This is a genomic window from Pseudotenacibaculum haliotis, assembly GCF_042684245.1.
Classification (GTDB): domain Bacteria; phylum Bacteroidota; class Bacteroidia; order Flavobacteriales; family Flavobacteriaceae; genus Polaribacter; species Polaribacter haliotis_A.
This window is the reverse complement of record NZ_JBHULH010000001.1, coordinates 837,973-864,076: the sequence shown is the minus strand read 5'-3', so window position 1 is coordinate 864,076 and position 26,104 is coordinate 837,973. Positions and strand designations below refer to the sequence as shown.

Sequence of the window (26,104 nt, the reverse complement as noted above, 5' to 3'; positions counted from 1 at the left end):
AAACCCTTAAACCCCCAATTATGAAACCTCTCAAAGTACTATGTGCTATAGGGATACTGACCCTATTTTTCTCCTGCGCATACCAAGAAGACTCAGTAGCTTTTTTTATTGACAACCAGTTAAACGAGACTCTCGTTGTTGAAAGAACGCCGGAAAATACAGCGGCCAATCTAATTTCTGAAAATGTAGCTTTAGATTTACGATCTTCTGAATCTTATGAAAAGTATATTCGTGGATTAAAAGAACTCGAAGTAGTAAGATTTGTATGTAATTTTAACAACTATCAAGGGACGATTGAAAGCGGGGAATTGTACTTAGATGATTTTTTATTAGGAAGTTTTGATCCTAACTTAGATCACGTAAGTGTAGAGGACCCTGAGGTTTTGTCAAGAATAGCAGAATTATTTTTAGAGAGAACAAGCTTAGATTTTTCCTTTGTAGGAGAATCTAGTTCTACTCATTATTTATCTGTAGACGTCGAAGTAGAATTAAAAGGTACTTTCGTCTATTAAAAAATAAAAAAGCCCCACTTACTAGCAGGGCTTTTTTATTTTAATCTCTGTCTATTATGACCTTGGTCTTTTTCTTATAAGGACCTACAGATTTAATCTCTACTCTTCTGTTCAATTGTCTACCTTGCTCTGTAGAGTTGTCATACCTTGGATTCATTTCTCCGTATCCCTTTGCGGTAATCCTATCCGATTCTACACCTCTGGCAATTAGGTATAGTCTTGCCTCATTTGCTCTTCGCTCAGACAATTTCTGATTGTAAGATTCTTCGCCTCTGTCATCGGTATATCCAGAAACGCTAAACGATACGTTAGGATTCTTTAACATGATATTGGCCACTTCATCCAACATCGTATAATATGTAGCGCTCTTAATTTGGTTACTCGCAGTATCAAAGTAAATATTCTTAGAATAATTCAATACTTCCACAACTTCAGTTAAACGTAGTGCTTCACCATCAGGGCATCCTTCGTATTTCTCTAAACCTTTTACGTCAATACATTTGTCTTTTCTATCCGGAATTCCATCTCTATCTCTGTCGCCAAGAACAGGGCATCCATTATTATTCTCAGGACCTTTTTCAAATCGACATTCATCTTTGTAATCAGGAATATTATCTCCGTCACTATCTACAGCAATTCCATTGGCATATACAGCCACCCCTTTTGGAGTGTTAGGATCTTTGTCAAATTGATCGATTACTCCATCACCATCAGTATCTATAAGATCGATACTAGGAGAAGCAATAGAATCTTTAACATCATCATCACCCCAAATGGTAAATACTTTCTCCTTTCCTAACTTGATGGTCACACCTAAATGATTTACAAAGAAAGTTTCCCAATCTTGCTTGTTTGAAATCGCGCCATCTAAATGATCTTCATAGTTAAAGTACCAAGAAGGTCTAAACTCGATATCTACTCTTTTGTTAATTCTGTATTTAATCCCCAATTGAGTTGTCAAGTATATAGAGCTTGCCTGACGTACACTATTTCTGGCGGGGTTGAATCCAAAATCAACCAAAAGATCTTTGGACCCATCAGGGTTTCTCTCGAACAATCTAGAATTGTATTGGTGGTATCCCATTCCGAAATATCCGGAAACATGCCATTTTCTTGATAAATGTTCGTATAAGTTAGAGAAGCTAAAGATCAGATTCATCTCTGCACCATAAGCTCTCCCATCAAAAAACAAATTGTTGGTGATCTGAGTATTATCTACATATAAAACTTCGTAAATGTCTGAGAAATACTGTGCTCCTCCAGATATTTTGTTGTAATTCACTTTGAATTCCAATCCTAATAAAGGATTGAACATTTTATCTACATATAGATATCCTCCAAAGTTCCAGAAATTCCCTTGATTACCTGTTCCTATTGATCGAAGATCACCGTGCATGATGAAGTTGCTGAATCCACCTCCTACAGCCCAAGAATTACTATTCTTTAGATTGATGCTTTTTTTATAAGTATACTGATCTGTTGTGAATTGCGCAGATAAACCGGTGGCGATAAAGGCAAATAGGGATGCAAATAAAACTCTCCTCATATATTATAAGTTAAATCTATGTTTGGGGGAATTTTATTGTGAGTGCAAAAGTATGAAAATTTGTTAACTTAAGTTGATTTTTTTCAGAATCTCCTTGTAATCCTCTTGATTCTTAACAAAATCCAATTCAGAGACATCAATAATCAATGTATTTAGATTCTGTTCTGTTTTGATAAAATTAGCGTAACCATCATGAATTTTTTGAAGATATTCTGCCTCAATGTTTTGCTCGTATTCTCTCCCCCTTTTTTTGATGTTTTCTAGCAATCTGTCGGTATTTTGATACAAGTATATATACAGATCAGGTTTTGTGATCTCTTTGTACATAATGTCAAACATCTTTCGATACAGAGCGTATTCATCTTTTTGCAAGGTAACCTGCGCAAAGATTAACGATTTAAAGATATAGTAATCCGAGACAATGAAGTTCTTAAATAAGTCGAACTGTGCTAGATCATCGCTCAATTGCTGATATCTGTCGGCTAAAAAACTCATCTCTAAAGGGAATGCATATCGCTCTTTGTCTTCGTAAAATTTTGGAAGAAAAGGGTTGTCTGCAAAACGCTCTAAAACAATCTTAGCATTGAACTCATCGCTCATCATATTGGCCAGTGAAGTTTTACCGGCACCAATATTTCCTTCAATAGCGATGTAGTTGTATTTTTCCGATAAAGGAATAGGTCTTGTAAGTTTTTCTTCGGTAAGAAGAATCTCATTATTGTCATCACAATTTTGCAAGCAAATGTGAAGCTGTTTTTTTACTACCGGATGAATTACATTTCTGGCAATGTCTACCAAAGGAACCAAAACAAACTTTCGTTCCAACATCCTAGGATGAGGAATTTTGGTTTCTCTAGAGAAGATAATTTCATCATCAAACAATAGAATATCGATATCGATGGTTCTATCTGCATAGTCCTTTTCGCTATTTCTTACTCTGCCTAATTCTGTTTCAATAGCTAGCAATTTTTGCATTAAAACGTCCGGCTGATGATAGGTGGAAACTCGAATACAAGTATTGTAAAAATCTTCTCCGTCATAACCCCAAGAGGTTGTTTTGTATATAGAAGCAATCTTTTGCACAGCACCAACTCTATCTGCAATAAGGTTGATAGCACTCTGCAAGTTTTCCAACTTATTTCCTTGGTTAGAACCAAGAGACAGGTATGTAATTCTTTGAATTTTCATTAGAGGATACAAAGAAACTAAAACAATTGTAGATGTAGATAGAACTGTTAAAAAAGTTATCAAAAAAGAAAAGCCACCTGAACTCAGGCGGCTTTTAAATTATATTTAGAAGTTTCTATTCTTCTTTATTTTCTGATCTTGGCTTTCTATCTCTTTGTTGACCATTTCCTCTGTGACGGTTGTCTCTACCTTTCCCTTTGTTGTTGTCATTGTTTCTTGGTTTAGAAACATATCCTTCAGGTTTTGGTAATAAGGCTTTTCTAGAAACTTTTTCTTTTCTGGTTCTAGGATCAATTCCGAAATATTTTACATCTAAAATATCTCCAATTTTTACTACATCAGAAACATTGTTAGTACGTTCCCAAGCCAATTCACTTACGTGTAATAATACTTCGTTTCCAGGAGCTTCTGTATATTCAACAACAGCACCAAAATCTAACATCTTGATTACTTTTACTTCGTATACCGAACCTTTTTCTGGTTTAAACATCATAGAATCTATTCTTGCTAAAACAGCATCAATTCCTTCTTGATTTGTTCCTAAGATCTCTACAACCCCTTCTTCAGTAGCTTCGTCTTCATTGATTACAATTGTAGTCTCAGTTTCTTTTTGAAGTTCTTGAATGTGTTTTCCACCAGGACCAATGAACGCTCCGATTAGATCACCAGGAATTCTTCTGGTTAACATTTTTGGAGCATGAGGCTTCACATCAGCATTTGGTTGCGCAATAGTATCAGTTAACTTCTCTAAGATGTGTAAACGACCATCTCTTGCTTGTTTTAATGCTTGTACTAAGATTTCGTATGATAATCCTTTGATCTTAATATCCATTTGACAAGCAGTAATCCCGTCAGCAGTACCTGTTACTTTAAAGTCCATATCTCCTAAGTGATCTTCATCACCTAAGATATCAGACAATACAGCAAATCTATCACCATCAGAAATTAATCCCATTGCAATTCCGGAAACAGGCTTCTTCATAGAAACTCCGGCATCCATAAGTGCCATTGTTCCTGAACAAACAGTTGCCATAGAAGAAGAACCGTTTGATTCTAATACTTCAGATACAACTCTTACGGTATATGGGAAATCCTCAGGAATCATTCCTTTTAAAGCTCTTTGAGCTAAGTTTCCGTGTCCGATCTCACGACGAGAAGTACCTCTTAAAGGTCTTGCTTCTCCAGTAGAGAAAGGAGGGAAGTTATAGTGTAAATAGAAACGCTCTTCTCCTTGTACTGTTGGAGAATCGATCATATTTGCGTCTCTTGATGTTCCTAAGGTTACAGTAGCTAATGCTTGAGTTTCTCCCCTTGTAAAGACTGAAGAACCATGAGTTCTTGGTAAATAATCAACCTCACACCAGATAGGTCTGATATCAGTAGTTTTTCTACCATCTAAACGTAATCCTTCATTCAAAGTAAGATCACGAACAGCTGCTTTGTGAGCTTTTCCGAAGTATTTTCCAATTAAATCTCCGTATTCTTCAACTTCCTCTTCAGTAAATGTATCGATCAATGCTTCTTTTACTTCAGAAAAAGCTTGACCTCTTTCTTGCTTTGAAGTTCCTTGCTTAGCAATATCATAACACTTTTGGTAAGTGAAATCATGAATTTTTTGAGCAAGCTCTTCGTTTTCCTCTTCACCTTCATATTCTCTAGTTTCTTTCTTCCCAACAGCTTCAGCTAATTTTACCTGAGCTTCACACTGTATTTTAATAGCTTCATGAGCAAAACGGATTGCATCTGCCATTTCTTCTTCAGAAACCTCGTCCATTTCACCTTCTACCATAGCAACAGAATCTGCAGAAGCTCCAATCATCATATCCATATCAGCTTCAGCTAACTGAGTATAACTTGGGTTGATGATAAACTCACCATTTATTCTTGCTACTCTTACCTCAGAAATTGGTGTTTCAAAAGGAATATCTGATAACTGAATAGCAGCAGAAGCAGCTAAACCAGCTAATGCATCTGGCATTACATTTTCGTCATGAGACATTAATTGGATCATCACCTGAGTTTCTGCGTGATAATCTTTTGGGAATAATGGACGCAATACTCTGTCCACTAAACGCATTGTTAAAATTTCGTCGTTGCTTGGTCTAGCCTCACGCTTCATAAATCCACCAGGATAACGACCAGCGGCAGCAAATTTCTCTCTATAGTCTACCGTTAATGGTAGAAAATCTATTCCGGGATTCGCAGATCTTGCCGATACAACAGTTGCTAACAACATTGTATCTCCCATTCTTACAACAACAGACCCATCAGCTTGCTTTGCCAATTTTCCTGTTTCTAATGTGATGGTTCTTCCATCTCCAAGCTCTATGACTTGGTTAAATACTTTTGGAATCATACTTTAAATAATTCGTTCTAATTTAATTTACTAATGTGTGTGTTGTTGTGTGTTGTTTCCAATGGAAGTTACTTCGACTTCGCTCAGTAACCAAAAAAGAGTAATGAAAAACAGTTGTTTTCAAAAAAAAAAGAGGCAGCATGATGCCGCCTCTTTTGTGTAGGTATTATTTTCTAATTCCTAATTCTTTGATAATTGCACGATATCTTGAGATATCTTTCTTCTTTAAGTAGTCTAAAAGACTTCTACGCTTACCAACCATCTTTACTAATGAACGCTCAGTGTTAAAATCTTTACGATTTCTTTTTAAGTGCTCAGTTAAGTGGTTAATTCTGTGCGTGAATAACGCAATTTGTCCTTCTGCTGAACCGGTATCGTTTTTCCCTTTACCGTGTTTTTCGAAGATGTTTTCTTTTACTTCTTTAGTTAAATACATGCCAATATTATTTAAATGATTATTATGTACTCAATGATTTTTCATTGAAGTCGCAAATGTACAACTATTTTTAGAATATAATCTACTGAAAATGATTTTTAATAACGTGTCTGATTATGAGGCGAATAAACTCTTATTCTTTCAGTAAAATTTGCATCATCTGCTGTGCAGAAACCTTCCCGATTTGTTGTATCTTATCTCTAGGAGTTTCATCACCAATCTCATAGGTAATTCCTGTAGCATTATGCCCATATAAAAACCATCCTTTTGAGACAGGTTTTTTACTGTTGCCCGGAGCTTCATTAACCTTATAATTTGGAATGTTGCTTTCCAAAGCTGTAAACCAGTCGCTAACAAATGTAGGGAGTGTAGTTCCCTCTCTTTTTTTGTTGGTGTAAAAGATATCATACCAAGTAGAATGGAAGTCTAAACCAAGCACAATCTTAGCATTATTCTTTTTGCTCTGTTGAGTTATGTATGTGACAACAGTTTTTATTTCCGGTTGATTGTATTGAGACCAATCTCGATTGGTGTCAACTCCACCGGCATTGTGCCTCCAGTGACCGAGATCTACACCATCCGGATTCATCAAAGGGAATGCCAATACATGATACTTCTCTAAGAAGGAATCGGAGATTTGATCTGAAAGAATCGTTTTTAAGAATTCTCGGAAAGCAAAATATCCGGTTACTTCAGGAGGATGCTGTCTCGTTAATAAGACAATAATAGGCTTGTCTTTAACTGTCCCGTTAGAGATGTCTAAAACAACCATATCTTTTCCTAGTGTTGAAGAGCCAATTATTTTCACCTCTACTTTTGAGCTATGAGTTTCAGCCAGTTTTGTATACCATGATCTCACGGTAGCTGAAGAATGAACCTCTTGTGCAGCAATAGTCATTTTTTCTTTGGAGAGGTCAAGACGAATAGTATATGCCGTATCTATTTTTGATACAACTTTACTGGAATCTAAGATGCTCCATGTGTCATGGGTTTTTATCTTAGGGTGGTATCTATGCTCATATCCTTCAGGATATTTGAATTGAATATAGATGGGTTTTTCATCTTCTGCCCAAATATCAAATGCAAAATAAGCACTGTTGTTTATGGGAGTGTTTTCGGGTTCTACAAAAGCAACAACGGTACTGTCATTTAATCTTGAAAAGTTGTTTAGACGGGCTCCATCAAAAAGATTACTGGCAGAAACACCAAGCTCATTAATAACAAATGTCTTTTTAGGTTGCTTTTTTATTTCTTTGGATGTGGTATCTACATAAGTTTCAAACTCTACTTTTTGTACGTTTTCACAACTGACTAAAAGAAGGCCGAGTAAAAATATAGATAGTCTTAAGGTTGGTTGGTTGATCATATTTTAAAGGTATAAAAAAAAAGCCAGCATTACTGCTGGCTCTATTTTTATGCTCTCACCGGTTGATTTTGAATCAAATCGATGTATAGGTTTACCTTTTCTTTCAGGTGCTTTCTTTCAAAAATAGCATCTAAGAAACCATGTTCTAATAAAAACTCAGATCTCTGAAATCCTTCCGGAAGATCTTTCCCTGTAGTATCTTTTACAACTCTAGGTCCTGCAAAACCAATTAATGCATTAGGTTCTGCAATATTTATATCTCCTAGCATTGCAAAAGAGGCAGTAGTACCTCCGGTAGTAGGATCGGTACATAATGAGATATATGGAACTTTTGCTTCAGCCAACTGTGCTAATTTAGCAGATGTCTTAGCCAATTGCATTAAAGATAAAGAAGCTTCCATCATTCTTGCTCCTCCTGATTTAGAGATCATTAAAAATGGAATCTTATTTTGGATGGAGTAATCAATTGCTCTGGCAATTTTCTCTCCTACAACACTTCCCATTGAACCTCCAATAAACTTAAAGTCCATAGAAGCAATCACTAAATCTTTACCTAATGATTTTCCAACTGCAGTTCTTACCGCATCTTTTAATTTGGTCTTATCCTGTGCGTCTTTAAGTCTGTCCGGGTATTTTTTTGTGTCTTCAAACTTCAATGGATCTTTCGATGCCATTTTCGGGTTTAATTCTTCAAATTCGTTGTTGTCAAAAAAGATCTCGAAATACTCTTTACTTCCTATTCTTACATGGTATCCGTCTTCCGGGCTCACATATAGGTTGCGTTTTAATTCTTCTGTATCAATGATCTTTCCACTTGGGGTTTTATACCATAACCCCTTAGGTGTATCTTTCTTAGCCTCAGTTGGGGTTTGAATCCCCTTGTCTTTTCTTTTGAACCAAGCCATATTATATGTTCTTTACGTTTGCGGGGCTAAGATAATGTATTTACATTATTTAAATCCTCGAAAGCCTTTTTTAATCTTTGTCTAAATGTTCCTTCTCCTTCTCTTAGCCATTTTCTAGGATCGTAATGCTTTTTATTAGGCTGATCATCACCTTCAGGATTACCGATCTGAGTCTTTAAATAATCGATTTTTCCTGTCATATAATCACGGATACCTTCTGTAAAAGCAAACTGAAGGTCTGTGTCAATATTCATTTTAATCACACCATAACCAATAGCTTCTCTAATCTCTTCTAAAGTAGAACCTGATCCTCCGTGGAAAACAAAATCGATGGTGTTGTGCGGAACTCCATATTTTTCAGAAATATACTCTTGAGAGTTCTTTAAGATCTTTGGAGTTAATTTTACATTTCCAGGCTTGTATACTCCATGTACATTTCCAAAAGCAGCAGCAATTGTAAATTGGTCGCTTACTTTCATTAACTCTTCATAAGCATAAGCAACTTCCTCTGGTTGCGTATATAGTTTAGAAGCATCAACATCAGAATTGTCTACACCATCTTCTTCTCCTCCGGTAATTCCTAATTCGATCTCTAAGGTCATTCCCATTTTTGACATCCTTGCCAAATATTCTTTACAGATCTCAATATTCTCTTCGATAGGTTCTTCAGAAAGATCGATCATATGAGAACTATACAATGGTTTACCTGTTTGTTGAAAATATTCTTCACTGGCATCTAACAAACCATCGATCCAAGGCAATAATTTTTTAGCACAATGATCTGTGTGAAGAATTACAGGTACTCCGTAAGCTTCGGCTAACAAATGAATATGTTTGGCTCCTGCTACAGCTCCTGCGATTGCTGATTTTTGATCTTCGTTTGATAAACCTTTACCGGCATTAAACTGCGCACCTCCATTAGAAAATTGGATGATCACAGGCGAGTTAAGGTCTCTGGCAGTTTCAAGAACACTGTTAATTGAGTTTGAGCCTACTACATTTACTGCAGGTAGTGCAAATCCTTTCTCTTTTGCTAACTTGAAAATAGCTTGAACTTCGTAACCAGTTGCGACACCTGGCTTAATATTGTGACTCATTTATAAAGATTTTAATCATGTTGTTATGGCTTCAAAAGTAAATAAATTTTAGGGAAAAAGAGTTGTTTTTCAGGAACCAAAATGAAGAAAAAGAACGAAAACGGTTTAGCTATTTGCCTTAGAATGGGTAGTTAATTCCAATGTTGTAAACGGCATTTGAGAAATTATAATTTCTAAACCATTTGTTGCCGGAAAGGTAAGGTTCGTGCATTTTGAAGCCTAAATCGAGCCTAAAAACCAAAAAGCTAAAGTCGTATCTAAGCCCAAAACCTGAGCCTACGGCAATATCTTTGAATGATTGAAACCCTTTGAATTTTGCTTCGTCTTCAGCAAAGATAGAATTGGTGATATCCCAAATATTTCCTGCATCTACAAATAAAGCTCCTTTTAAACTTGCAAACATATCAAAACGATATTCTGCACTGGTTAAGAATTTAAAACTACCAATGTTATATTCCAATCCGGAATCTCTTCTTCCCGGACCTAGGTCATAGGTTTGCCAAGCTCTAATGTCGTTAGAACCTCCGGCAAAATAACTCTTGGTAAATGGAATTGCTGAGTTGTCATAAGGAAGAATAGCACCCACAAAACTTCTGATTCCAAAAACGGAAGTTTGATCTACTTCCCAGAACTTTTTGTATTCAATATCAGCTTTAAAATATTGTGCTAAAGGAATATTAAAAAATGTTCTTCTGTTGTTTGCATCTCTCTTATTAGATAATAATGTGGCAATGTTTCCAGAATTTGCCAATCGAACCTTAAAGAATGAGAAATTGTTGTCTCGATAGTTGGTTTGATTGTTATAGGTAAAAGAATACGCAATGGTTGGAATCAAGAAATCTGATGTAATAATATTGTAGCGATCCAAGATGTTCAAGTTATCCTGATACTCTTGCGGATTGGATGTTTGAAACGCAGTATCTGCAAAGATCTGATTCATCAAATTTACCGGAATCGGACCGTTGTTTGGAAGTTCAAAATTCGGGTCGTTGTTATAAACTTGAGCAATTTGATTCAGTTTCTGATATTCCGAATTATAGATTTGAAAGTAAGTACCGATTCTTAAATTTCTTACATACTGAGTGTTGAACACTTCTAGCTGTATGGTTTTCTTTGGATTGTATTGCCACTTATAATCAATAAGTCCGGTAACTGTTTGCCTGTCTAACCCAATGTTTCTTTGGATACTTGTTCCTAAAGTGAACATGGTTCTTGGCGACATGCTTTTGGGAACTAATTTATTGAGACCAAAAGGAGCAACAAATCTTGGAACTTCTAAAGAAAGGTCGGCTCCAATTTCCCACGAGTTGAAAAAGTTTCCGGATTGATTGGCATCTTGCGAAGCGTTAAAGAAAGATCCTAAAAAAGATAATTTAAAGATCTCGGCACCTTTGAATGTGTTTCTATTAATAATGGAAAACTTTCCTGAAACACCCAAGTCTCTAATATTGGAATGTGTTAACTCTGTCTCCAATCCTAAGGTGTATTTTTCGATAGGGCTTAAGTAAATATTTGCGTCAAGCTGATCGTCTACACCATCAACCGCTGTGTAATCAATATTTACAGTTTTAAAGTTTTTAAGAGATTTTAAATGTTGCCTAGTAAGATTACGTAATGTATCACTATATACCTGACCCGATTTTAAAAAGATGGATTCTGATAAGATCTTAGGATTGTACTGTACCTTTTCATGCGCAAAGAAATTGATACCATTGTGAGAAACGAAATTGTAGTAAGGCTCTTCTTTTCTTGCAAATGTATAATCTGTAATAATATTGATGTTTCGGAGCTTCTGAACCTTAAAAGGTTTGGTAAGAGTTTGTCCGTTGTCTTTTCGAATGCTTCGTTCTCCGGAAATCACCAAGTCTACGTTGGTTTTGAAATTGTTTGTTGTAGCTGTGTCTATTTCATAGAATCCCATGTAATTTTCAGCAAAGTGATAGATTCCGTTGTTTCTAAATAATTTGATGATCCTGTCGGCCTCTTTAATGAAATTTTCATTGTTGTATTGATCTCCCGACTTTAAGAAGGAACGTTCCTTTTGTGTATTGTATAAAGAATCGAGAACAGGAGACTGAATTTTAGTTCTAATAGTGTCTAAGAAAGTAGGATTTCCAGTAACCACACTGTATTGTATGGTTCCTTTTTTACCTCCCAACGTATCTTTTTGAGAACTCACCTGAGCTCTAAAATAACCTTGGTTCTTGTAGTAAGCTTTTAAGTTTCTAACTGTTTTTCTTGTCTTGTTATCTTCAATAACCACCGGAGCTTGTCCGTTACGTAAAAACCAATTGTTAAGTCCAATCATCGAATTGGCAAAGGAAATACTCTGTTTCTCAGAAAAGACACTCTTAATAAAGTTATAGGTCTTAATTCTTTTCTTTCCCCATTCGGCAGCTGTTTTAGGATTGTCCGGATTTCCAATATTGTAAAAATATAGTGAAAGAGGAATTCCTAAAGTTTTACTGTTGGGTTTTTGAACGACTAATTCATTAAGCTCTGAATCGGTTGTTTTTTTATCGTTAACAAGAATTGTGTTCTTTGTAAGCAAGTGTTCACTGTCCTTTACTCTTTTTACAGAATTACATGCTGTGAAAAAGAGAGGAATAAAAAGGATATAAAAAAGTTTTTTCATGAAACGCATTCGCAATACAAAATCAAAAATACTATTTTTGGTCAGTATACAGAGATAAAATGAGTTTATCTAAAAATCACCTCAAACTAATAACAAGTTTACGCCAAAAAAAGTATCGACAAAAACATAAAATGTTTGTTGTTGAAGGCGTCAAGGTAGTCAGAGAGTTCTTACAGTCCTCTTTTGAACTACATTTATTGTTTTCTGTTGATGCTGACTTTGAAGGCTTCACAAATGTCGTTCCAATCTCGGATCTGGAATTAAAAAAAATCAGTCAATTAACATCACCTAACAAAGTTTTAGGAGTTTTTAAGATTCCTGAGCCTTCAGAAGTAGAAAAATCAGGACTTTTTTTAGCATTGGATGCAATTAATGACCCCGGGAATTTAGGAACGATCATCCGCTTGTGTGATTGGTTTGGTATTGAAAATCTAGTTTGTTCAAAAGATACTGTCGATTGCTACAATAGCAAAGTGGTACAAGCCAGTATGGGGTCTTTAACACGAGTTTCTATACATTATGTTGATCTGAATGCGTTTTTAACTGAAACAAAACTGCCTGTTTTTATTGCTGATATGGATGGAAGCAATGTCTATAAAACAGATCTTCCTCAAGAAGCTATCCTAGTTATGGGGAACGAAGCTAATGGGATTTCGGATGCTGTACAGAAAATAGCAGATCATACTATTTCTATCCCAAGGTTTGGAAAGGTACAGCAGACAGAAAGTTTAAATGTGGCAACAGCTACAGCGATCTTATTGAGTGAGTTTAGAAGATGATTACTTATCCATTATGGTGTTCAGAGGCTTTAAGAATTTGGTAAAACCCAAAGCCTTTATGTAGGAATGTAACTGCTTTCTTGCTTCTTTGCTAAAACCTTTCGCAGGATAAGAATAGTCATCACTAACCTTGATCATTTTATGTTTTGTTGCTGGAATTTCTACAGAAGAGATCAGGTAATTGCAGTCAAGACAAATGCTTACACTTGCTAGAACTTTATCATTCTTGTAATATACAATTGCAAAATGTGGGTCAAAACAGGAGGCAGTAGTGTTTCCGTAACTTTTTGGAGATATAATGATGTTTTCTAGAGCCTTGGTTTGCTCTTTTGATAGCATAGCCCTTTTAGTAATTTTGCTGGACTCTTTTTTTAAAGCTTTTTGAATCTGTAACCCACCTTCTCCTTGATATTCAAAAGCGACTACTTTATCGTATTTTAGGTCTTTAAAAGGGTTGAATTGTGAGTGTAGTTTCCCTGAAAAAAGAATTATAGAAAAGACAATAAAAAGTCTAAGAGAATTCATTACTCAAACGCAAAATTCAAAAAGATACCCCGTGTAGAAAAAGCATTGATAGGGGAGGTCCAAGGACTATTGGCACCGTTATCATCAACCAATTCTCGATTCATAGCAAAAACTCCACGTATTGAAGGGGAGAGTTTGAAGTAATAGAGGTAGATATCTATTCCAATTCCTATTTCATACATGAAATTGGTAGTTTTCATCCTAAACTCACCACTAAAGTTGTCGTCAGAATTATCTTGGTTACTCGAGAAGTTATGATCATAAGAAACTCCGGCTAACACATAAGGTCTTACGTTGTTCCATCTGTCTGTACTAAACTTTAAGACCAAAGGCAAATGCAAATAAGTAGATCCAATTTCACGAACACTATCTTGAGCATTTAGCAATGCAGAATTGTTATTGAAGTATAGCGTTTTTGAATTACTAATTAATCCCGGTTCAAACCTCAAGTTGATGTTTTTATGCAAACGTAAATCTGCAATCAACCCAACATTAAACCCGGCAGTTGGTTTTACTTCTACAGTTGCATTTGGGAAGTTACTAGGTCTGTAATTGATTTTAAAATCGTTTTGATTTAGCCCTAGGTAAAATCCGTAATGCAATCTTCTTTTATCAAAAATAGGAAGGTTGTCTACATTTCTTCTATCTCTTTTTTGAAAGAGTTGAGCAGATGCAGGGATTACAAATAAAAATGCGATAAGTATTAAAAATGCTTTCTTCATGCTATTTTGTTGCAGAGTAAATGGTTGCTACTCCAAACGTAACAGGTTTGTATTCTGTATTGATAAACCCATTTTTCTTTAAAATATTGTCGAAAGCCTCTCCAAAAGGAAAAGAATTTGCCGATTCGCTCAAATAAGAGTAAGCTACTTTATCTTTTGAAAAGAGTTTTCCAATAACAGGCAAAATAAAAGAAGTATAAAACTTATAGCCTTGTTTGTACGGGAATTTGGTTGGGTTGGAAGTTTCTAAGACAACAAAAGTTCCTCCCGGTTTTAAAACTCGTCTGATTTCTGTAAGCCCTTTGTCTAGGTTTGCAAAATTTCGAACACCAAAAGATACGGTTATGGCATCAAATGTATTGTCTTCAAAAGGTATGTCTTCAGAATCTCCAACGATCATTTTTATTTGATCGCTTAAATTGGCTTTGGCAATTTTTTGTTTTCCTACTTCCAACATTCCTGCAGAAATATCCAATCCTACAATTCGGTCAGGGTTGAGTTGCGACATCATCAATGCTAAATCTCCGGTTCCGGTAGCAATATCCAAAATTTGCTTTGGATTGTTTCTGGAGATGATCTTTACAACTTTTTTACGCCAGCTAACATCAATTCCAAAAGAGATAACACGGTTTAAGCCGTCGTAGTTTTCTGAAATATTATCGAACATGGTTGCAACCTGTTCTTTCTTTCCGGCAGAGGAATCTTTGTAAGGTTTGATTGTTTTTGACATACTATCCGTTAATGGCTACAACTTCGCTAATTTGGTTGGGTAGCATTTCCTTCAACATGGTTTCAATTCCGTTCTTAAGTGTTGCGGTAGAAGAAGGACATCCACTACAAGCGCCCTGTAGGATTACACTTACAACTTTGCTTTCTTCATCATAAGATTTGAAAGCAATATTTCCACCGTCAGAAGCTACTGCTGGACGAATGTATTCGTCTAAAATATCTACGATCTTAGCAGGTGTTCCTTCTAAGTTTTCTGGAGTAATCTGTTCTGCTACTTTAGTTTCTTCTTCTTTTTTAGGAAGCTCAGAAATTATGGTCTTATTATCTTGTATATAAGTTCTGATAAAGTTTCTTACCTCTCCGTAAATATCATTCCATTCAACAATGTCATATTTTGTGATAGAAACATAATTTTGAGAAATAAACACTTCTTTTACAAAAGGGAAGCTAAATAAAGATTGAGCCATTGGAGAAGACTTGCTGGCCTCTTCAATGTTCTTGTATTCTACATCAACAGTGGTTAAAGCTTTGTTGGTTCCAAATTTCATTACAGACGGATTTGGAGTTACTTCAGCATAAACTTCTACAGCATCTTTTTTAACCTCATTTACTACAGATTTACCTTCTTGAAGATAGGTTTCTATCTGTTCTTTTACTTCTTCTTGAACATCACTCCAAGCAACAATATCGTAACGTTGAATTGCCACAAAGTTTGCTGTGATAAACACCTTTTTTACAAAAGGAAGGTAGAATAATTGTTGTGCCAAAGGTGAGTTTTTGGCCTCATCTATATTGTTAAATTCATAACTACCACCGTTTATTAAAATTTGATCACTGGCAAATTTTAGGATGGTGTCGTTATTAGTGCTTTGTATGGTTATCTTCTGCATGCTCATAATTCTTTCTTCAGAAATGAGATGCAAAATTACGCTAAAAAACTGAATTCCTCACGTAATTGTCGGGCATAAAAAAAGATTCTCAAAAAACTTGAGAATCTTTTCTTTAGGGTCTTATTTTATTCTTATAAACTGATGGAAATTCCGGCAGTAACCATAGTGTTGTCAATCTTTAAATCTGTAGGACTTACCTGACTAGGGTATTGAGGGTAGAAGTTATAAACTCCTGTTCTGTTACTGTTGCTATAAGCTAAATCTAATTTGACATTTCCAAAGTTGTATCCTAATCCTAAAGAGTATCCTTCAAGATTGTCAGAATTAAGAGCATTTGCATCAGGGCTTTCTTCCATTCTAAGTCCCGCACGTAAGCTCAATCTATCTAAACGCCATTCTGTTCCTAGATTTAAAGCTTTAGTGTTTCTTAATTCACCATCAAAGAAAGCATTTTCGGAAGTAAAATCATCTCCTGAAAGATTCAATCCTTTGAAGTTTCTTGAAGAAAGATCTAAACTGATCAGTCCAACTTTTCCAAAAACCAATGCTGTGCTTAAAGTAAACTTACTTGGAGTTCTTAATTTATAAATCAAGCTTTGAACAGGTAAATTTCCTCCGGCAGTGTTATCGTATATGACATTGCTGTTGCTTACAATAATCTCTGTGTCTCCTAAGAAACCATCGTTGTTTACAATATTTGTTTCCTCAATGATCTCGGTAAACCAGGTTGGTGTTTGATAACTCGCTCCAATTCGGAAAAAGTTGGTGGCCTTGTAAATAAACCCGGCGCTTAATGAAAATCCGGTTCCGGTTGTGAAATTTTCTTGATAAAAACGAGCATCCAAAGTATTGCCATTTCCATCGTTGTTAGCTTCTCTTAATGTTGCCCGTTGACTGAAATTAAGGTCATAGAAATTAATTCCGGCTCCAATGTGCATTTTTCCTTGAAAAACTCCTGAGAAAGCTAAGTTTAATTCAGAAATATCTCCGTTATATTGATTGGTGAAATGCTGATTCTCTGCAATATTATAAAGGATAGGAGTAGCACTATTGTCTAGAGGGAAATTGTCAAAAGATGCAAAACCACTATTCCCACTTGCAAGAAATGTATTTTCGAAATCTGCTAGAATTCTGTAGTTAACCCCTAGCGCTAGCTTATCCCAATCATCACTATTTGTATCGGTGAAAGTAAAAACAGCTCCGGCATTTGACAATTTAAAATACTCTTCTTGAGTGGTTATTGAGTTGCCGTAATAGGTAGTCATATAATCTGTACTTCTTGATTGAAATGAAATAGAAGCATTACTCCCTTTGAAAACCGAAATTCCGGCAGGGTTAATAGTCATGGAACTCACATCTCCACCAAGGGCTCCGAAAGCTCCTCCCATGGCTACAAATCTGGCGCTACCATTCCCGTCATTTTGTGAAAATATGATGGCCAGATCTTCGTATCCTAATGCTTGAGAATAGGATGTAAAACTTACTGCGGCAAATGCCACACAAAAGATAAATTTTTTCATGTTACTTGTTTAGTTTAGGCTTAACCTCTTTTTCTTGATGAACCTCTTGATGAAGATCCTCTTGATCTTGATGATGAACTTCTAGAGGATGCTCTGCTTCTGCTAGAGGAGCTTCTTGAACTCCTGTTTGCCGAAGACCTGCTTCTAGATGAACTTCTGTTATAAGAAGATCTGTTTCTTGATGACGATCTAGATCTGTTCACATTAGAGCGTGTACGCGTATTATTGCTTCTAGCCCGTGTGTTGGTGTTTCTAGTGTTTCCTCTTGTGATTCTAGTTCTAGGTCGTGTATTTGTAGATCTTGTTCTTGTATTCGTAGCCCTAGTTCGGGTATTGCTACGTGTTGAAGTATTTCTGTTTCTATATACGTTAGACGATCTTCGGGTACTTGTACTGTTGTTTCTAGTAGAATAAACAGCTCTTCTAGAATTGTATGCACGAGGATTATAGATATCGTTAGCAGCACGTCTTGTTGTTCTTCTCCAATTGTAGTATTCGTAAGCGATAAATCTGTTTGCTGTTCCTCCGTATGCGTAAACGCCTCTTCTACCATAATATCTAGGGCCTCCTCCGTAAGGGCTGTATCTCCAGCTGCGTACCCAGTTACGATATGGTCTGAATCCCCATGGTCTAGATCCCCATACCCAATAAGGAGGGCAATATATACCATTATAGTAAGATCCCCAGTAGTCCCAACCCCAAGGGTTTCTCCACCACCAAGATCCTCCCCAAAAAGAATAAGGGTCAACTCCCCATCCCCATCTAGGGTAAAATCCATTGTCTAGGTTGATGTTGATTACAACATCATCACTATCGTTGTAACCCCATGCTCTGTTAGTAGGAGTTGTATTTATATCGTCTTCTAAGTTAGGAATCGTATCATTAAGAGAAGAATAGTTATCAATATCCGTTAAGATATCTGTACCATTGATCTGATCTAATCTCTCAAGTTCTTTGGAAAAATAGTTGTCTTCGTACTCTCTGTGCTCATCACTATTCTCTACAATTACTCTAGGCTCCTTTTTTTCTGATGAATAAATTCCATCATCATTAGGAACATTTTGATATACTGTACATGAAGATGCCAATACAATCACAAATAAAGAAAGTAGGTAAGTTGAGATTTTTCTTTTAGAGTAATATCGTTCCATAATTAGTTTTTTAGAGATTATTAAAAACATAAAACCTGTAATTAAAAATTCGAAAAACTTTCGTTGTCTATGCTCAAAATGCGTTAGTTTTGCCCTAAATTTTTGAGTACAAACAAATTTACTACAAATTTTATAACAAATATTTAACAACATTTGTGCCAAAGTTCGGATTATGGGTAAGAAACTAACAAAAAGAACAGAAGACTATTCCAAGTGGTATAACGAGATCATTGTAAGAGCAGATCTTGCAGAGAACTCTGCAGTAAGAGGATGTATGGTGATTAAGCCTTACGGATTTGCTATTTGGGAGAAGATGCAAGCAGAATTGGATAGGATGTTTAAGGAAACTGGACATCAGAATGCTTATTTCCCATTATTTGTACCCAAAAGTTTGTTTGAAGCTGAAGAAAAGAATGCAGAAGGTTTTGCAAAAGAATGTGCTGTAGTAACACATTATAGATTACAAAACGATCCTGATAACTCAGGGAAGTTACGAGTAGATCCTGAAGCTAAATTAGAAGAAGAGTTGGTTGTAAGACCTACATCTGAAGCTATTATATGGAATACATATAAAGGATGGATACAATCTTATAGAGACCTTCCTTTGTTAATTAACCAATGGGCCAATGTAGTTCGTTGGGAGATGAGAACCCGTTTGTTTTTAAGAACAGCAGAGTTCTTATGGCAAGAAGGACACACGGCACACGGAACTAAAAAGGAAGCATTGGCTGAAGCAAAACAGATGCAAGAAGTATATGCAGATTTTGCTGAGAGATTTATGGCAATGCCTGTAATAAAAGGATCGAAGTCAGAAAGTGAACGATTTGCCGGAGCTGATGAAACATATACTATTGAAGCATTAATGCAAGATGGAAAAGCTTTACAAGCCGGAACATCTCACTTCTTAGGACAAAACTTTGCAAAAGCTTTTGATGTTAAGTATACATCTAAAGAAGGAAAGCAAGAATATGTTTGGGCAACTTCTTGGGGAGTATCTACAAGACTTATTGGAGGATTGATCATGACTCACTCTGATGATTTTGGTTTGGTATTGCCTCCGAGATTGGCTCCGATTCAAGTAGTTATTGTACCTATATATAAAGGAGAAGAACAATTAGATGCTATTTCTGAGAAAGTAAGCGGAATTGTAAAAGCATTAAGAGCAAAAGGAATCTCAGTGAAGTTTGACAATAGAGATACTTTTAGACCGGGTGCTAAGTTTGCTGAATATGAATTAAAAGGAGTTCCTGTAAGAATTGCAATGGGAAATAGAGATCTTGAGAATAATACAGTAGAAGTAGCTAGAAGAGATACTTTAGAAAAACAAACAGTTTCTCAGGATGAAGTAGTAGATTTTGTAGAAGGTCTTTTAGAAAAGATTCAAGATAACCTTTTCAATAAAGCTATTTCTTATAGAGATGAGCATATTACTAAAGTAGACACTTTTGAAGAGTTTAAAGAAGTAATAGAGAATAAAGGAGGTTTCGTTTCTGCACATTGGGATGGAACTATTGAAACAGAAGATAAGATCAAAGAATTAACCAAAGCAACGATTCGTTGTATTCCTAATGACGCTAAAGAAGAGGCTGGCGCTTGTGTATTAACAGGCAAAGAATCTTCGAAAAGAGTCTTATTTGCAAAGGCATATTAATTTTTTTAAAAAAGTATTGCAGGAATATAAAAACGTTGTATATTTGCATCCGCAATCGAGAAGTTATTCTCATGAAGATTGTTAATGGTCCGTTCGTCTAGGGGTTAGGACGCCAGGTTTTCATCCTGGTAACACGGGTTCGATTCCCGTACGGACTACAAGTTTTTTAAACATTAAGAAAAGCAATGGCAAATCACAAGTCAGCATTAAAGAGAATTAGAAGTAACGAAACGAAGAGATTACGTAACAAATATCAGCATAAAACAACAAGAAATGCTGTTAGAGATTTACGTGCATCAACTGATAAGAAGGAAGCTGAAGGAATGTTAGTAAAAGTAACTTCTATGTTAGATAAGTTAGCTAAGAACAACATTATTCACAAGAATAAAGCTGCTAACTTAAAATCTAAGCTTACTAAGCACGTAGCTGCTCTTTAAGAAGAATTAAACGTACAAAGAAAACGCTCTGATCAAAATCAGAGCGTTTTTTTATGCTTGTAATTTAACTTTTGAATTTCTGTTACCAATCATAACTCTTGTGAGCATCTAGCTTAACAAAGACAAACAAGAGTAGTGTAAAGCCCCAAAGAGAAGATCCTCCATAACTAATAAAAGGTAGTGGGATTCCTACGGTTGGTAACAATCCTATTACCATACCAATATTAATGATAAAATGGAAGAATAGGATAGAAGCTACTCCATAGCCATAGATACGTCCAAACTTATTGTTATGTTGTTCAGCTCTGCTGATGATCCTAAAAAGAAGTAGCATGAATAAGATAACAACAAACGAAGTTCCAATAAATCCCCATTCTTCACCAACAGTACTGAAAATGTAGTCTGTATGTTGTTCCGGTACAAATTTTCCTTGTGTTCTATCTCCTTTTAAAAAGCCTTTTCCAAACCCTCCTCCGGAACTGATTGTTTCTATTGCTTGGTTTAAGTTATATCCTACATCTCTCGTATCGTTATTCAACCCTAAGAGGACTTCAAAACGGTCTCTTTGATATTGATTTAATACGTTGTTATATGAATAATCTACTCCCAAAATAAATATAGCACTAATTACATAAGTTGCAAAGATCTTGACCCAATTGAATCTTAGGAACCTTTTGTCTCTATATACTTGATAAAAAAGGTAGATTGATATCAATGCAAATAAGAAAATGATCAAATATTTAACTCCAAACAGAATGGTTAAAATAAATAATGCAATTGCAGAAGTTCCCAAAATGATGTAGGCTAAAGTTAGTCCTTCTCTGTTCAGTACAAAGAAAAAAGAAAGGTACACAATGGCAGAACCTGCATCATGAATAGCGATTAATAATGCCGGAAGAAATATAATAATGAATGCTTTGATCTGATTTTTAATCAAGTTCAAGTTGTATTTCCGGTCACTTAAGAGTTTGGCAAGTGCCATTGCAGTAAAGGCTTTGGCAAATTCTGAAGGTTGTAAACCAACACTCCCAAAACGATACCAAGATTTGGCTCCATTGATCTCAGTTCCTAATACAAATAAACCGAGGAGAGATAGTATGGAGACAAGGTAAAAGATACTGGCAAATCGTTCGTAAAACTTTCCGTTGATAAATAGGATAAGGATGATGAGCGGAATACTTAAAACAATCCATAAGAGTTGTTTTCCGTACTTGGTAGACAAATCAAAGATAGCCGAATTCTCTTCTGTAAAGGATGCAGCATAGATGTTCATCCAACCGAACCCAACTAGGACAAAATAGATGAGAACCAACACCCAATCTACTCCAAAAAATATATTAGTTCGTTCCTGTCTCAAGTGAATCTACATTTTTGATTTGTTGATTGTATATAGGATATAGGTCTATCCCCAGCATTTTATCTTCAATCCATTTCCTTTCTACTTTTCCGGTCAAGTATTTTTCTACAAGCAAACTGGTTATAGGTGCAGCAACGGTAGAACCATAACCTCCATTTTCAATAAAAACGGCGATGGCAATTTTTGGATCATCTTTTGGAGCAAAAGCAACTAAAATAGAGTGGTCTTCCAGTTTTTTTACCTTTCCATCAACAATGATAGAATTTTCTACAGTTCCTGTCTTCCCTGCAATTTCAACTCCTTTTAAAGGATAGAACCTACCTGTACCTGTTTTGAAAACTTCATGCATGCCATCTATGATCGGTTGGAAGAACTTTTTATCGATGGTCGTTTGTTTTCGAACTGTATAGGTAGAATCTGTAATAGGGGTGCTGTTGATGCTCTTAACAATATGAGGAGTATAAAAATAACCTTTATTAGCGATGGCTGCTGTTACGTTTGCCAATTGAATTGGAGTGGTAATTACTTCTCCTTGACCAATAGCATTAGAGATGGTTCTGGCAGCTCCCCATTTGTTCTTAATTCTGCGCGCATAATAATTCCCGTCAGGAATTAGCCCTGAGTCACCTTCTGGGAGATCATATCCAAGGTAGTCTCCAAGGCCAAAACTCTTTACATGTTTACTCCAGTTATTCATGCCCTCTACCGGATTGCCATTTTTTTCTACGATCCTTTTATATGTATTCGCAAAATAAGCATTACAAGATTTTGAGATAGCAGTATTTAAGCGAATGGGTTTTCCGTAGATTTCGCAATGACATCCCATAAATTCATGCTTTCTCCTTCCGTAACGATAACCATTATAACAATAAAAAGATGTGTTGGTATTAATAACGCCTTCTTGAAGTCCAATAAGAGCATTTATTAGTTTAAAAGGAGATCCGGGAGAATACGAAGCTTTAAGACCTCTGTCAAACATAGGTTTGTGAATAGAGTCGTTAAAAAGCTTTGTGGAATTTCGAGCTCTTTTTCTTCCAACCATATCATTAGGGTTGTAACTAGGAGCTGTAATTAACGCTAAGATCTCACCAGAGCTGGGCTCTATGGCAACAATTCCTCCTCTTTTTCCTTGCATCAAATATTCGCCATATTGTTGGAGTTCACTGTCTATAGTAAGCATGATGTCTTGCCCGTTAATAGCAAGAGAATCTCGCCTTCCATTCTCATATGATCCAATGATCTTATTAAGGCGATCTCTTCTGTAATGTTTTTTTCCTTTCTTACCTCTAAGGTTTTTCTCGTACTGTCGTTCAATCCCTGCTTTACCAATTAGCTCTCCAGATTCATAATAATCGTCTTTTTTTGCAATGAGCTGATCAACCTCACTAATATATCCAACTATATTAGCAGCAGAATTAATAGGATAATCTCTAATCACTCTTTTCTGAATGAAGAAGCCATCAAACTTGTGTAATTTTTCTTGAAGAAAAGCATAATCTTCTTTGGCCAATTGTTTTAGAAAAACTGATGCTAACCAAGGGGCGTAATTAGTAGCTCTGTTCAATCTCTTTTTAAAATCTTCTTTGTCTATTTTTAAAAGTGAACAGAACTCAAGTGTATCCAATTCTTTAACCTCATTTGGAACAACCATTACATCGTAAGAGAGTTGGTTGGCAACGAGTAATTTTCCGTTTCTATCGTAGATATAACCTCTTTCAGGATAGTCAAAAACTGTTTTTACAGCTGCATTTCCAATAATAGGATCTCTTTTTTCTCCTTGGAAGACTTGAATTTGAAGTAGTCTAACGAGAAAAATGATACCAACAAGAAAGATCAAAAAATATAATAATAAACTCCGCTTCATAGTTAATCAACCTGCTTTCTTCTAAAGATGTACGAGCCTAGGAAATACAGTATCAATGTGAAGATACTAGAGTAGAGTGTATTTAATAAAACACCTCCTAGATTTTGGAAACTAAAGTTAGCCAAACTAATTAAAATAAAATGGTGAATTATTGTTAAAGTTACCACATAGTTAAACACTTGTCCAAAGGGCTCGCTATGTAGTCTAAAAAGCAAATAATCTAATTCAGTTTTCTTAAAAAAGATCTTTACAAATAAGAGTCTGAGGTAAGCTACAAATAGCAATGAGAAAGCATGGATTCCGCCTGTATCTGAGAAAAAATCAACTCCAAGACCATATAAAAAAGCAATGGTTAAAAACAAGAATCGGTTTTTATTCAAAGGGAATAAGAAAATGATTGAAATGTACAGGTAAGGATTTACATATCCTGAAAAGTTAATGTTGTTCAATACAAATACTTGCAAGAAGAAAATAATGATTAACCATATGATAAGACTTATTCTATTCATTCTTCTTGTTCTCTAAAGTCTTAATTTCTAATCTGTCGAAATTTTTGATCACATAAATATTCTTTAAGCTACTCATGTCGTTAAAGAGTTGAATGTTTACTACTTTGGTAACACTAGTTCCTCCTTCTTGAACATTAGAAACTGTTCCAATAGGAACGCCTTCAGGGAAAATAGCGGATCTTCCTCCGGTAATAATTGTATCTCCTACTTTGATTACGGCTTGCCTTGGAATATCTAGAAGTTGAACAGTATTGTAGTCTTTACCATCCCATGTTAAAGACCCGAAATGCGAACCGTCTTTTAACTGAGCATTAATCTTACTGTCTTTATTTAAGATAGATTTTACTCGAGCATAATTGCTAGATACATCTTCTGTAACCCCAATAACTCCTTTGCTGTTGATTACAGCCATTTCTTTGCTGATGCTATCGTTTTTACCTAGATCTATCGTTAAGAAATTGTAAGAACTGGAATATTGATTCTTCTTTATTCTACCGCTGATGTAGGTATATTCTTGATGGTATTTGGTGGTGTCGATCACTCTGAATTCACTAATTGAATCCAAAGCCAATCTCAATTGTTCCAGTTTGTTTCTAAGTGCCGTATTTTCTTGAACCAATTCTTGGTTTTCTTCATTTAGTTGAAAGTAATCTGAGATTGAGGTTACCTTGTTGTAAAACCCGCCTGTCACATTGTTTGCAGAACTTACAAACTTACTTTTATGAAAACTATGATTGTTAACAATTAAGGCTAATGCGATGAATTCTAGAAACAGAAAGAACAAGAAATATCGATACTTCTGAAAAAAATAGATAAGCTGCTGCATGAGAAGTAAAGATGTCTTTTGTTATTTCATTAAAACGCTTTTGTATTTATCTAGCTCTTTTAATGCAATACCTGTTCCTCTAACTACTGCACGTAAAGGGTCTTCTGCAACATATACAGGAAGATCTGTTTTTCTGGATAGACGTTTATCAAGACCACGTAACATAGAACCACCTCCGGCAAGATAAATTCCCGTGTTGTATATATCTGCAGCTAATTCCGGTGGAGTTTTAGATAAGGTCTCCATTACAGCATCTTCTATCCTTAGAATTGATTTATCTAGGGCTTTTGCAATCTCTCTAAAAGAAACTTGTACCTGTTTTGGCTTACCGCTCAAAAGGTCTCTACCTTGTACCAACATATCTTCCGGTGGATTGTCTAGATCTTCTGTAGCTGCTCCAATTTGAATTTTTACCTTCTCAGCCGTTGTTTCTCCAATATAGAGGTTGTGCTGAGTTCTCATGTAGTACATGATATCATTGGTAAATAAATCCCCGGCAACTTTTACAGACTGATCACATACAATTCCTGCCAAAGCAATCACAGCAATCTCAGTTGTTCCACCACCTATATCGATAATCATGTTTCCTTTAGGTTCCATGATATCAATACCCACACCAATAGCAGCAGCCATTGGTTCGTAGATCAGGTAGATGTCTTTTGCATTCATATGTCTTGCAGAATCCTGAACGGCTCTTTTTTCTACTTCCGTAATTCCGGAAGGAATACAGATAACCATACGAAGAGCAGGAGGGAAGAGTTTCTTTTTGATCGCAGGAATTTTCTTTACAAATTCTTTGATCATTTCTTCCGAAGCCTGAAAGTCTGCAATTACACCATCTTTCAGAGGTCTGATGGTTTTGATATTTTCATGAGTTTTTCCTTGCATTAGGTTTGCTTCCTTACCGGTTGCAATGATCTTTCCGGAAACTCGATTTCTAGCAACGATAGACGGACTATCGATCACTACTTTTCCATTGTGAATGATCAATGTGTTTGCCGTCCCTAAGTCGATGGCAATATCTTCCGTCATGAAATCGAAAAACCCCATAAATTATCTTATTTCTTTTTGTTCTTTGTATTCTTACAAATCTAGGAAAAATC

Annotated in this window: 23 protein-coding genes and 1 tRNA gene; 5 read left to right on the top strand and 19 right to left on the bottom strand. The window is 35.7% G+C overall.

Annotation, left to right across the window (positions count from 1 at the left end; genetic code table 11):
- The first annotated feature begins 20 nt into the window (after positions 1-20).
- Complete coding sequence (locus ACFSRZ_RS04165) at positions 21-512, top strand: hypothetical protein (RefSeq protein ID WP_379665258.1); 492 nt, start codon at positions 21-23, stop codon at positions 510-512.
- A 40-nt stretch (positions 513-552) separates the two neighbouring features.
- Here the strand turns inward: ACFSRZ_RS04165 and ACFSRZ_RS04160 are convergent, their stop codons facing one another.
- From ACFSRZ_RS04160 to tamL, 8 genes are all read right to left on the bottom strand, one after another.
- Positions 553-2,058: an OmpA family protein gene (locus ACFSRZ_RS04160; protein WP_379665257.1), complete on the bottom strand. Its 1,506-nt coding sequence runs from the start codon at positions 2,056-2,058 to the stop codon at positions 553-555.
- Between the two features lie 63 nt (positions 2,059-2,121).
- Positions 2,122-3,246: a 2-amino-4-hydroxy-6-hydroxymethyldihydropteridine diphosphokinase gene (folK, locus tag ACFSRZ_RS04155; RefSeq protein ID WP_379665256.1), complete on the bottom strand. Its 1,125-nt coding sequence runs from the start codon at positions 3,244-3,246 to the stop codon at positions 2,122-2,124.
- Between the two features lie 115 nt (positions 3,247-3,361).
- A complete protein-coding gene (locus ACFSRZ_RS04150; protein ID WP_379665255.1) occupies positions 3,362-5,602 on the bottom strand; it encodes a polyribonucleotide nucleotidyltransferase in 2,241 nt (746 codons plus the stop codon).
- A gap of 166 nt (positions 5,603-5,768) precedes the next feature.
- On the bottom strand, positions 5,769-6,038 hold the full coding sequence (gene rpsO / locus ACFSRZ_RS04145; protein ID WP_379665254.1) for a 30S ribosomal protein S15: 270 nt from the start codon (positions 6,036-6,038) through the stop codon (positions 5,769-5,771).
- Between the two features lie 133 nt (positions 6,039-6,171).
- Positions 6,172-7,404, bottom strand: a complete 1,233-nt coding sequence (locus ACFSRZ_RS04140; RefSeq protein WP_379665253.1) for a M14 family metallopeptidase — start codon at positions 7,402-7,404, stop codon at positions 6,172-6,174.
- Between the two features lie 47 nt (positions 7,405-7,451).
- Positions 7,452-8,309 (bottom strand): acetyl-CoA carboxylase, carboxyltransferase subunit beta, encoded by an 858-nt coding sequence (gene accD / locus ACFSRZ_RS04135; protein ID WP_379665252.1) that lies wholly within the window; start codon positions 8,307-8,309, stop codon positions 7,452-7,454.
- A gap of 26 nt (positions 8,310-8,335) precedes the next feature.
- On the bottom strand, positions 8,336-9,406 hold the full coding sequence (gene fbaA / locus ACFSRZ_RS04130; RefSeq protein ID WP_379665251.1) for a class II fructose-bisphosphate aldolase: 1,071 nt from the start codon (positions 9,404-9,406) through the stop codon (positions 8,336-8,338).
- A 118-nt stretch (positions 9,407-9,524) separates the two neighbouring features.
- Positions 9,525-12,041, bottom strand: coding sequence for a translocation and assembly module lipoprotein TamL (gene tamL / locus ACFSRZ_RS04125; RefSeq protein WP_379665250.1), 2,517 nt, complete (start codon positions 12,039-12,041; stop codon positions 9,525-9,527).
- A gap of 59 nt (positions 12,042-12,100) precedes the next feature.
- Here tamL and ACFSRZ_RS04120 point away from each other — a divergent pair, with 59 nt between their 5' ends.
- On the top strand, positions 12,101-12,820 hold the full coding sequence (locus ACFSRZ_RS04120; RefSeq protein WP_379665249.1) for a TrmH family RNA methyltransferase: 720 nt from the start codon (positions 12,101-12,103) through the stop codon (positions 12,818-12,820).
- On the opposite strand, the gene ACFSRZ_RS04115 is transcribed toward ACFSRZ_RS04120, so the two are convergent.
- The 6 genes from ACFSRZ_RS04115 to ACFSRZ_RS04090 form a co-directional block, all read right to left on the bottom strand.
- Complete coding sequence (locus ACFSRZ_RS04115; RefSeq protein ID WP_379665248.1) at positions 12,821-13,345, bottom strand: hypothetical protein; 525 nt, start codon at positions 13,343-13,345, stop codon at positions 12,821-12,823.
- Positions 13,345-14,067 carry a type IX secretion/gliding motility protein PorT/SprT gene (gene porT, locus ACFSRZ_RS04110; protein WP_379665247.1) on the bottom strand — a complete coding sequence of 241 codons (723 nt, stop codon included), beginning with the start codon at positions 14,065-14,067 and terminating at the stop codon, positions 13,345-13,347. The genes ACFSRZ_RS04115 and porT overlap by 1 nt, the downstream gene beginning before the upstream one ends.
- 1 nt (position 14,068) lies before the next feature.
- Positions 14,069-14,797 carry a bifunctional demethylmenaquinone methyltransferase/2-methoxy-6-polyprenyl-1,4-benzoquinol methylase UbiE gene (gene ubiE / locus ACFSRZ_RS04105; protein ID WP_379665246.1) on the bottom strand — a complete coding sequence of 243 codons (729 nt, stop codon included), beginning with the start codon at positions 14,795-14,797 and terminating at the stop codon, positions 14,069-14,071.
- A gap of 1 nt (position 14,798) precedes the next feature.
- Positions 14,799-15,692 (bottom strand): NifU family protein, encoded by an 894-nt coding sequence (locus tag ACFSRZ_RS04100; protein WP_379665245.1) that lies wholly within the window; start codon positions 15,690-15,692, stop codon positions 14,799-14,801.
- 125 nt (positions 15,693-15,817) lie between these two features.
- Positions 15,818-17,206: an OmpP1/FadL family transporter gene (locus tag ACFSRZ_RS04095; protein WP_379665244.1), complete on the bottom strand. Its 1,389-nt coding sequence runs from the start codon at positions 17,204-17,206 to the stop codon at positions 15,818-15,820.
- Between the two features lie 20 nt (positions 17,207-17,226).
- Positions 17,227-18,357, bottom strand: a complete 1,131-nt coding sequence (locus tag ACFSRZ_RS04090) for a hypothetical protein (RefSeq protein ID WP_379665243.1) — start codon at positions 18,355-18,357, stop codon at positions 17,227-17,229.
- A 172-nt stretch (positions 18,358-18,529) separates the two neighbouring features.
- Between ACFSRZ_RS04090 and proS the strand changes: the two genes are divergently transcribed.
- The 3 genes from proS (at position 18,530) to rpsT (ending at position 20,445) form a co-directional block, all read left to right on the top strand.
- Entirely contained in the window at positions 18,530-20,008 is a 1,479-nt protein-coding gene (gene proS, locus ACFSRZ_RS04085) for a proline--tRNA ligase (protein WP_379665242.1), read from the top strand.
- Between the two features lie 86 nt (positions 20,009-20,094).
- Positions 20,095-20,166, top strand: a tRNA-Glu gene (locus ACFSRZ_RS04080).
- Between the two features lie 27 nt (positions 20,167-20,193).
- Complete coding sequence (gene rpsT / locus ACFSRZ_RS04075; RefSeq protein ID WP_379665241.1) at positions 20,194-20,445, top strand: 30S ribosomal protein S20; 252 nt, start codon at positions 20,194-20,196, stop codon at positions 20,443-20,445.
- Positions 20,446-20,527: 82 nt separating this feature from the next.
- Here rpsT and rodA read toward each other — a convergent pair whose 3' ends face one another.
- Genes rodA through ACFSRZ_RS04050 form a run of 5 tightly spaced genes read right to left on the bottom strand, consistent with a single transcriptional unit; the run spans position 20,528 to position 26,051 of the window.
- Positions 20,528-21,802, bottom strand: coding sequence for a rod shape-determining protein RodA (rodA, locus tag ACFSRZ_RS04070; protein WP_379665240.1), 1,275 nt, complete (start codon positions 21,800-21,802; stop codon positions 20,528-20,530).
- Positions 21,783-23,666 carry a penicillin-binding protein 2 gene (mrdA, locus tag ACFSRZ_RS04065; protein WP_379665239.1) on the bottom strand — a complete coding sequence of 628 codons (1,884 nt, stop codon included), beginning with the start codon at positions 23,664-23,666 and terminating at the stop codon, positions 21,783-21,785. The genes rodA and mrdA overlap by 20 nt, the downstream gene beginning before the upstream one ends.
- A gap of 2 nt (positions 23,667-23,668) precedes the next feature.
- Complete coding sequence (mreD, locus tag ACFSRZ_RS04060) at positions 23,669-24,175, bottom strand: rod shape-determining protein MreD (RefSeq protein WP_379665238.1); 507 nt, start codon at positions 24,173-24,175, stop codon at positions 23,669-23,671.
- Positions 24,168-25,001, bottom strand: a complete 834-nt coding sequence (mreC, locus tag ACFSRZ_RS04055; RefSeq protein ID WP_379665237.1) for a rod shape-determining protein MreC — start codon at positions 24,999-25,001, stop codon at positions 24,168-24,170. The genes mreD and mreC overlap by 8 nt, the downstream gene beginning before the upstream one ends.
- Positions 25,002-25,022: 21 nt before the next feature.
- Positions 25,023-26,051, bottom strand: coding sequence for a rod shape-determining protein (locus ACFSRZ_RS04050; RefSeq protein ID WP_349555300.1), 1,029 nt, complete (start codon positions 26,049-26,051; stop codon positions 25,023-25,025).
- Positions 26,052-26,104: the final 53 nt, after the last annotated feature.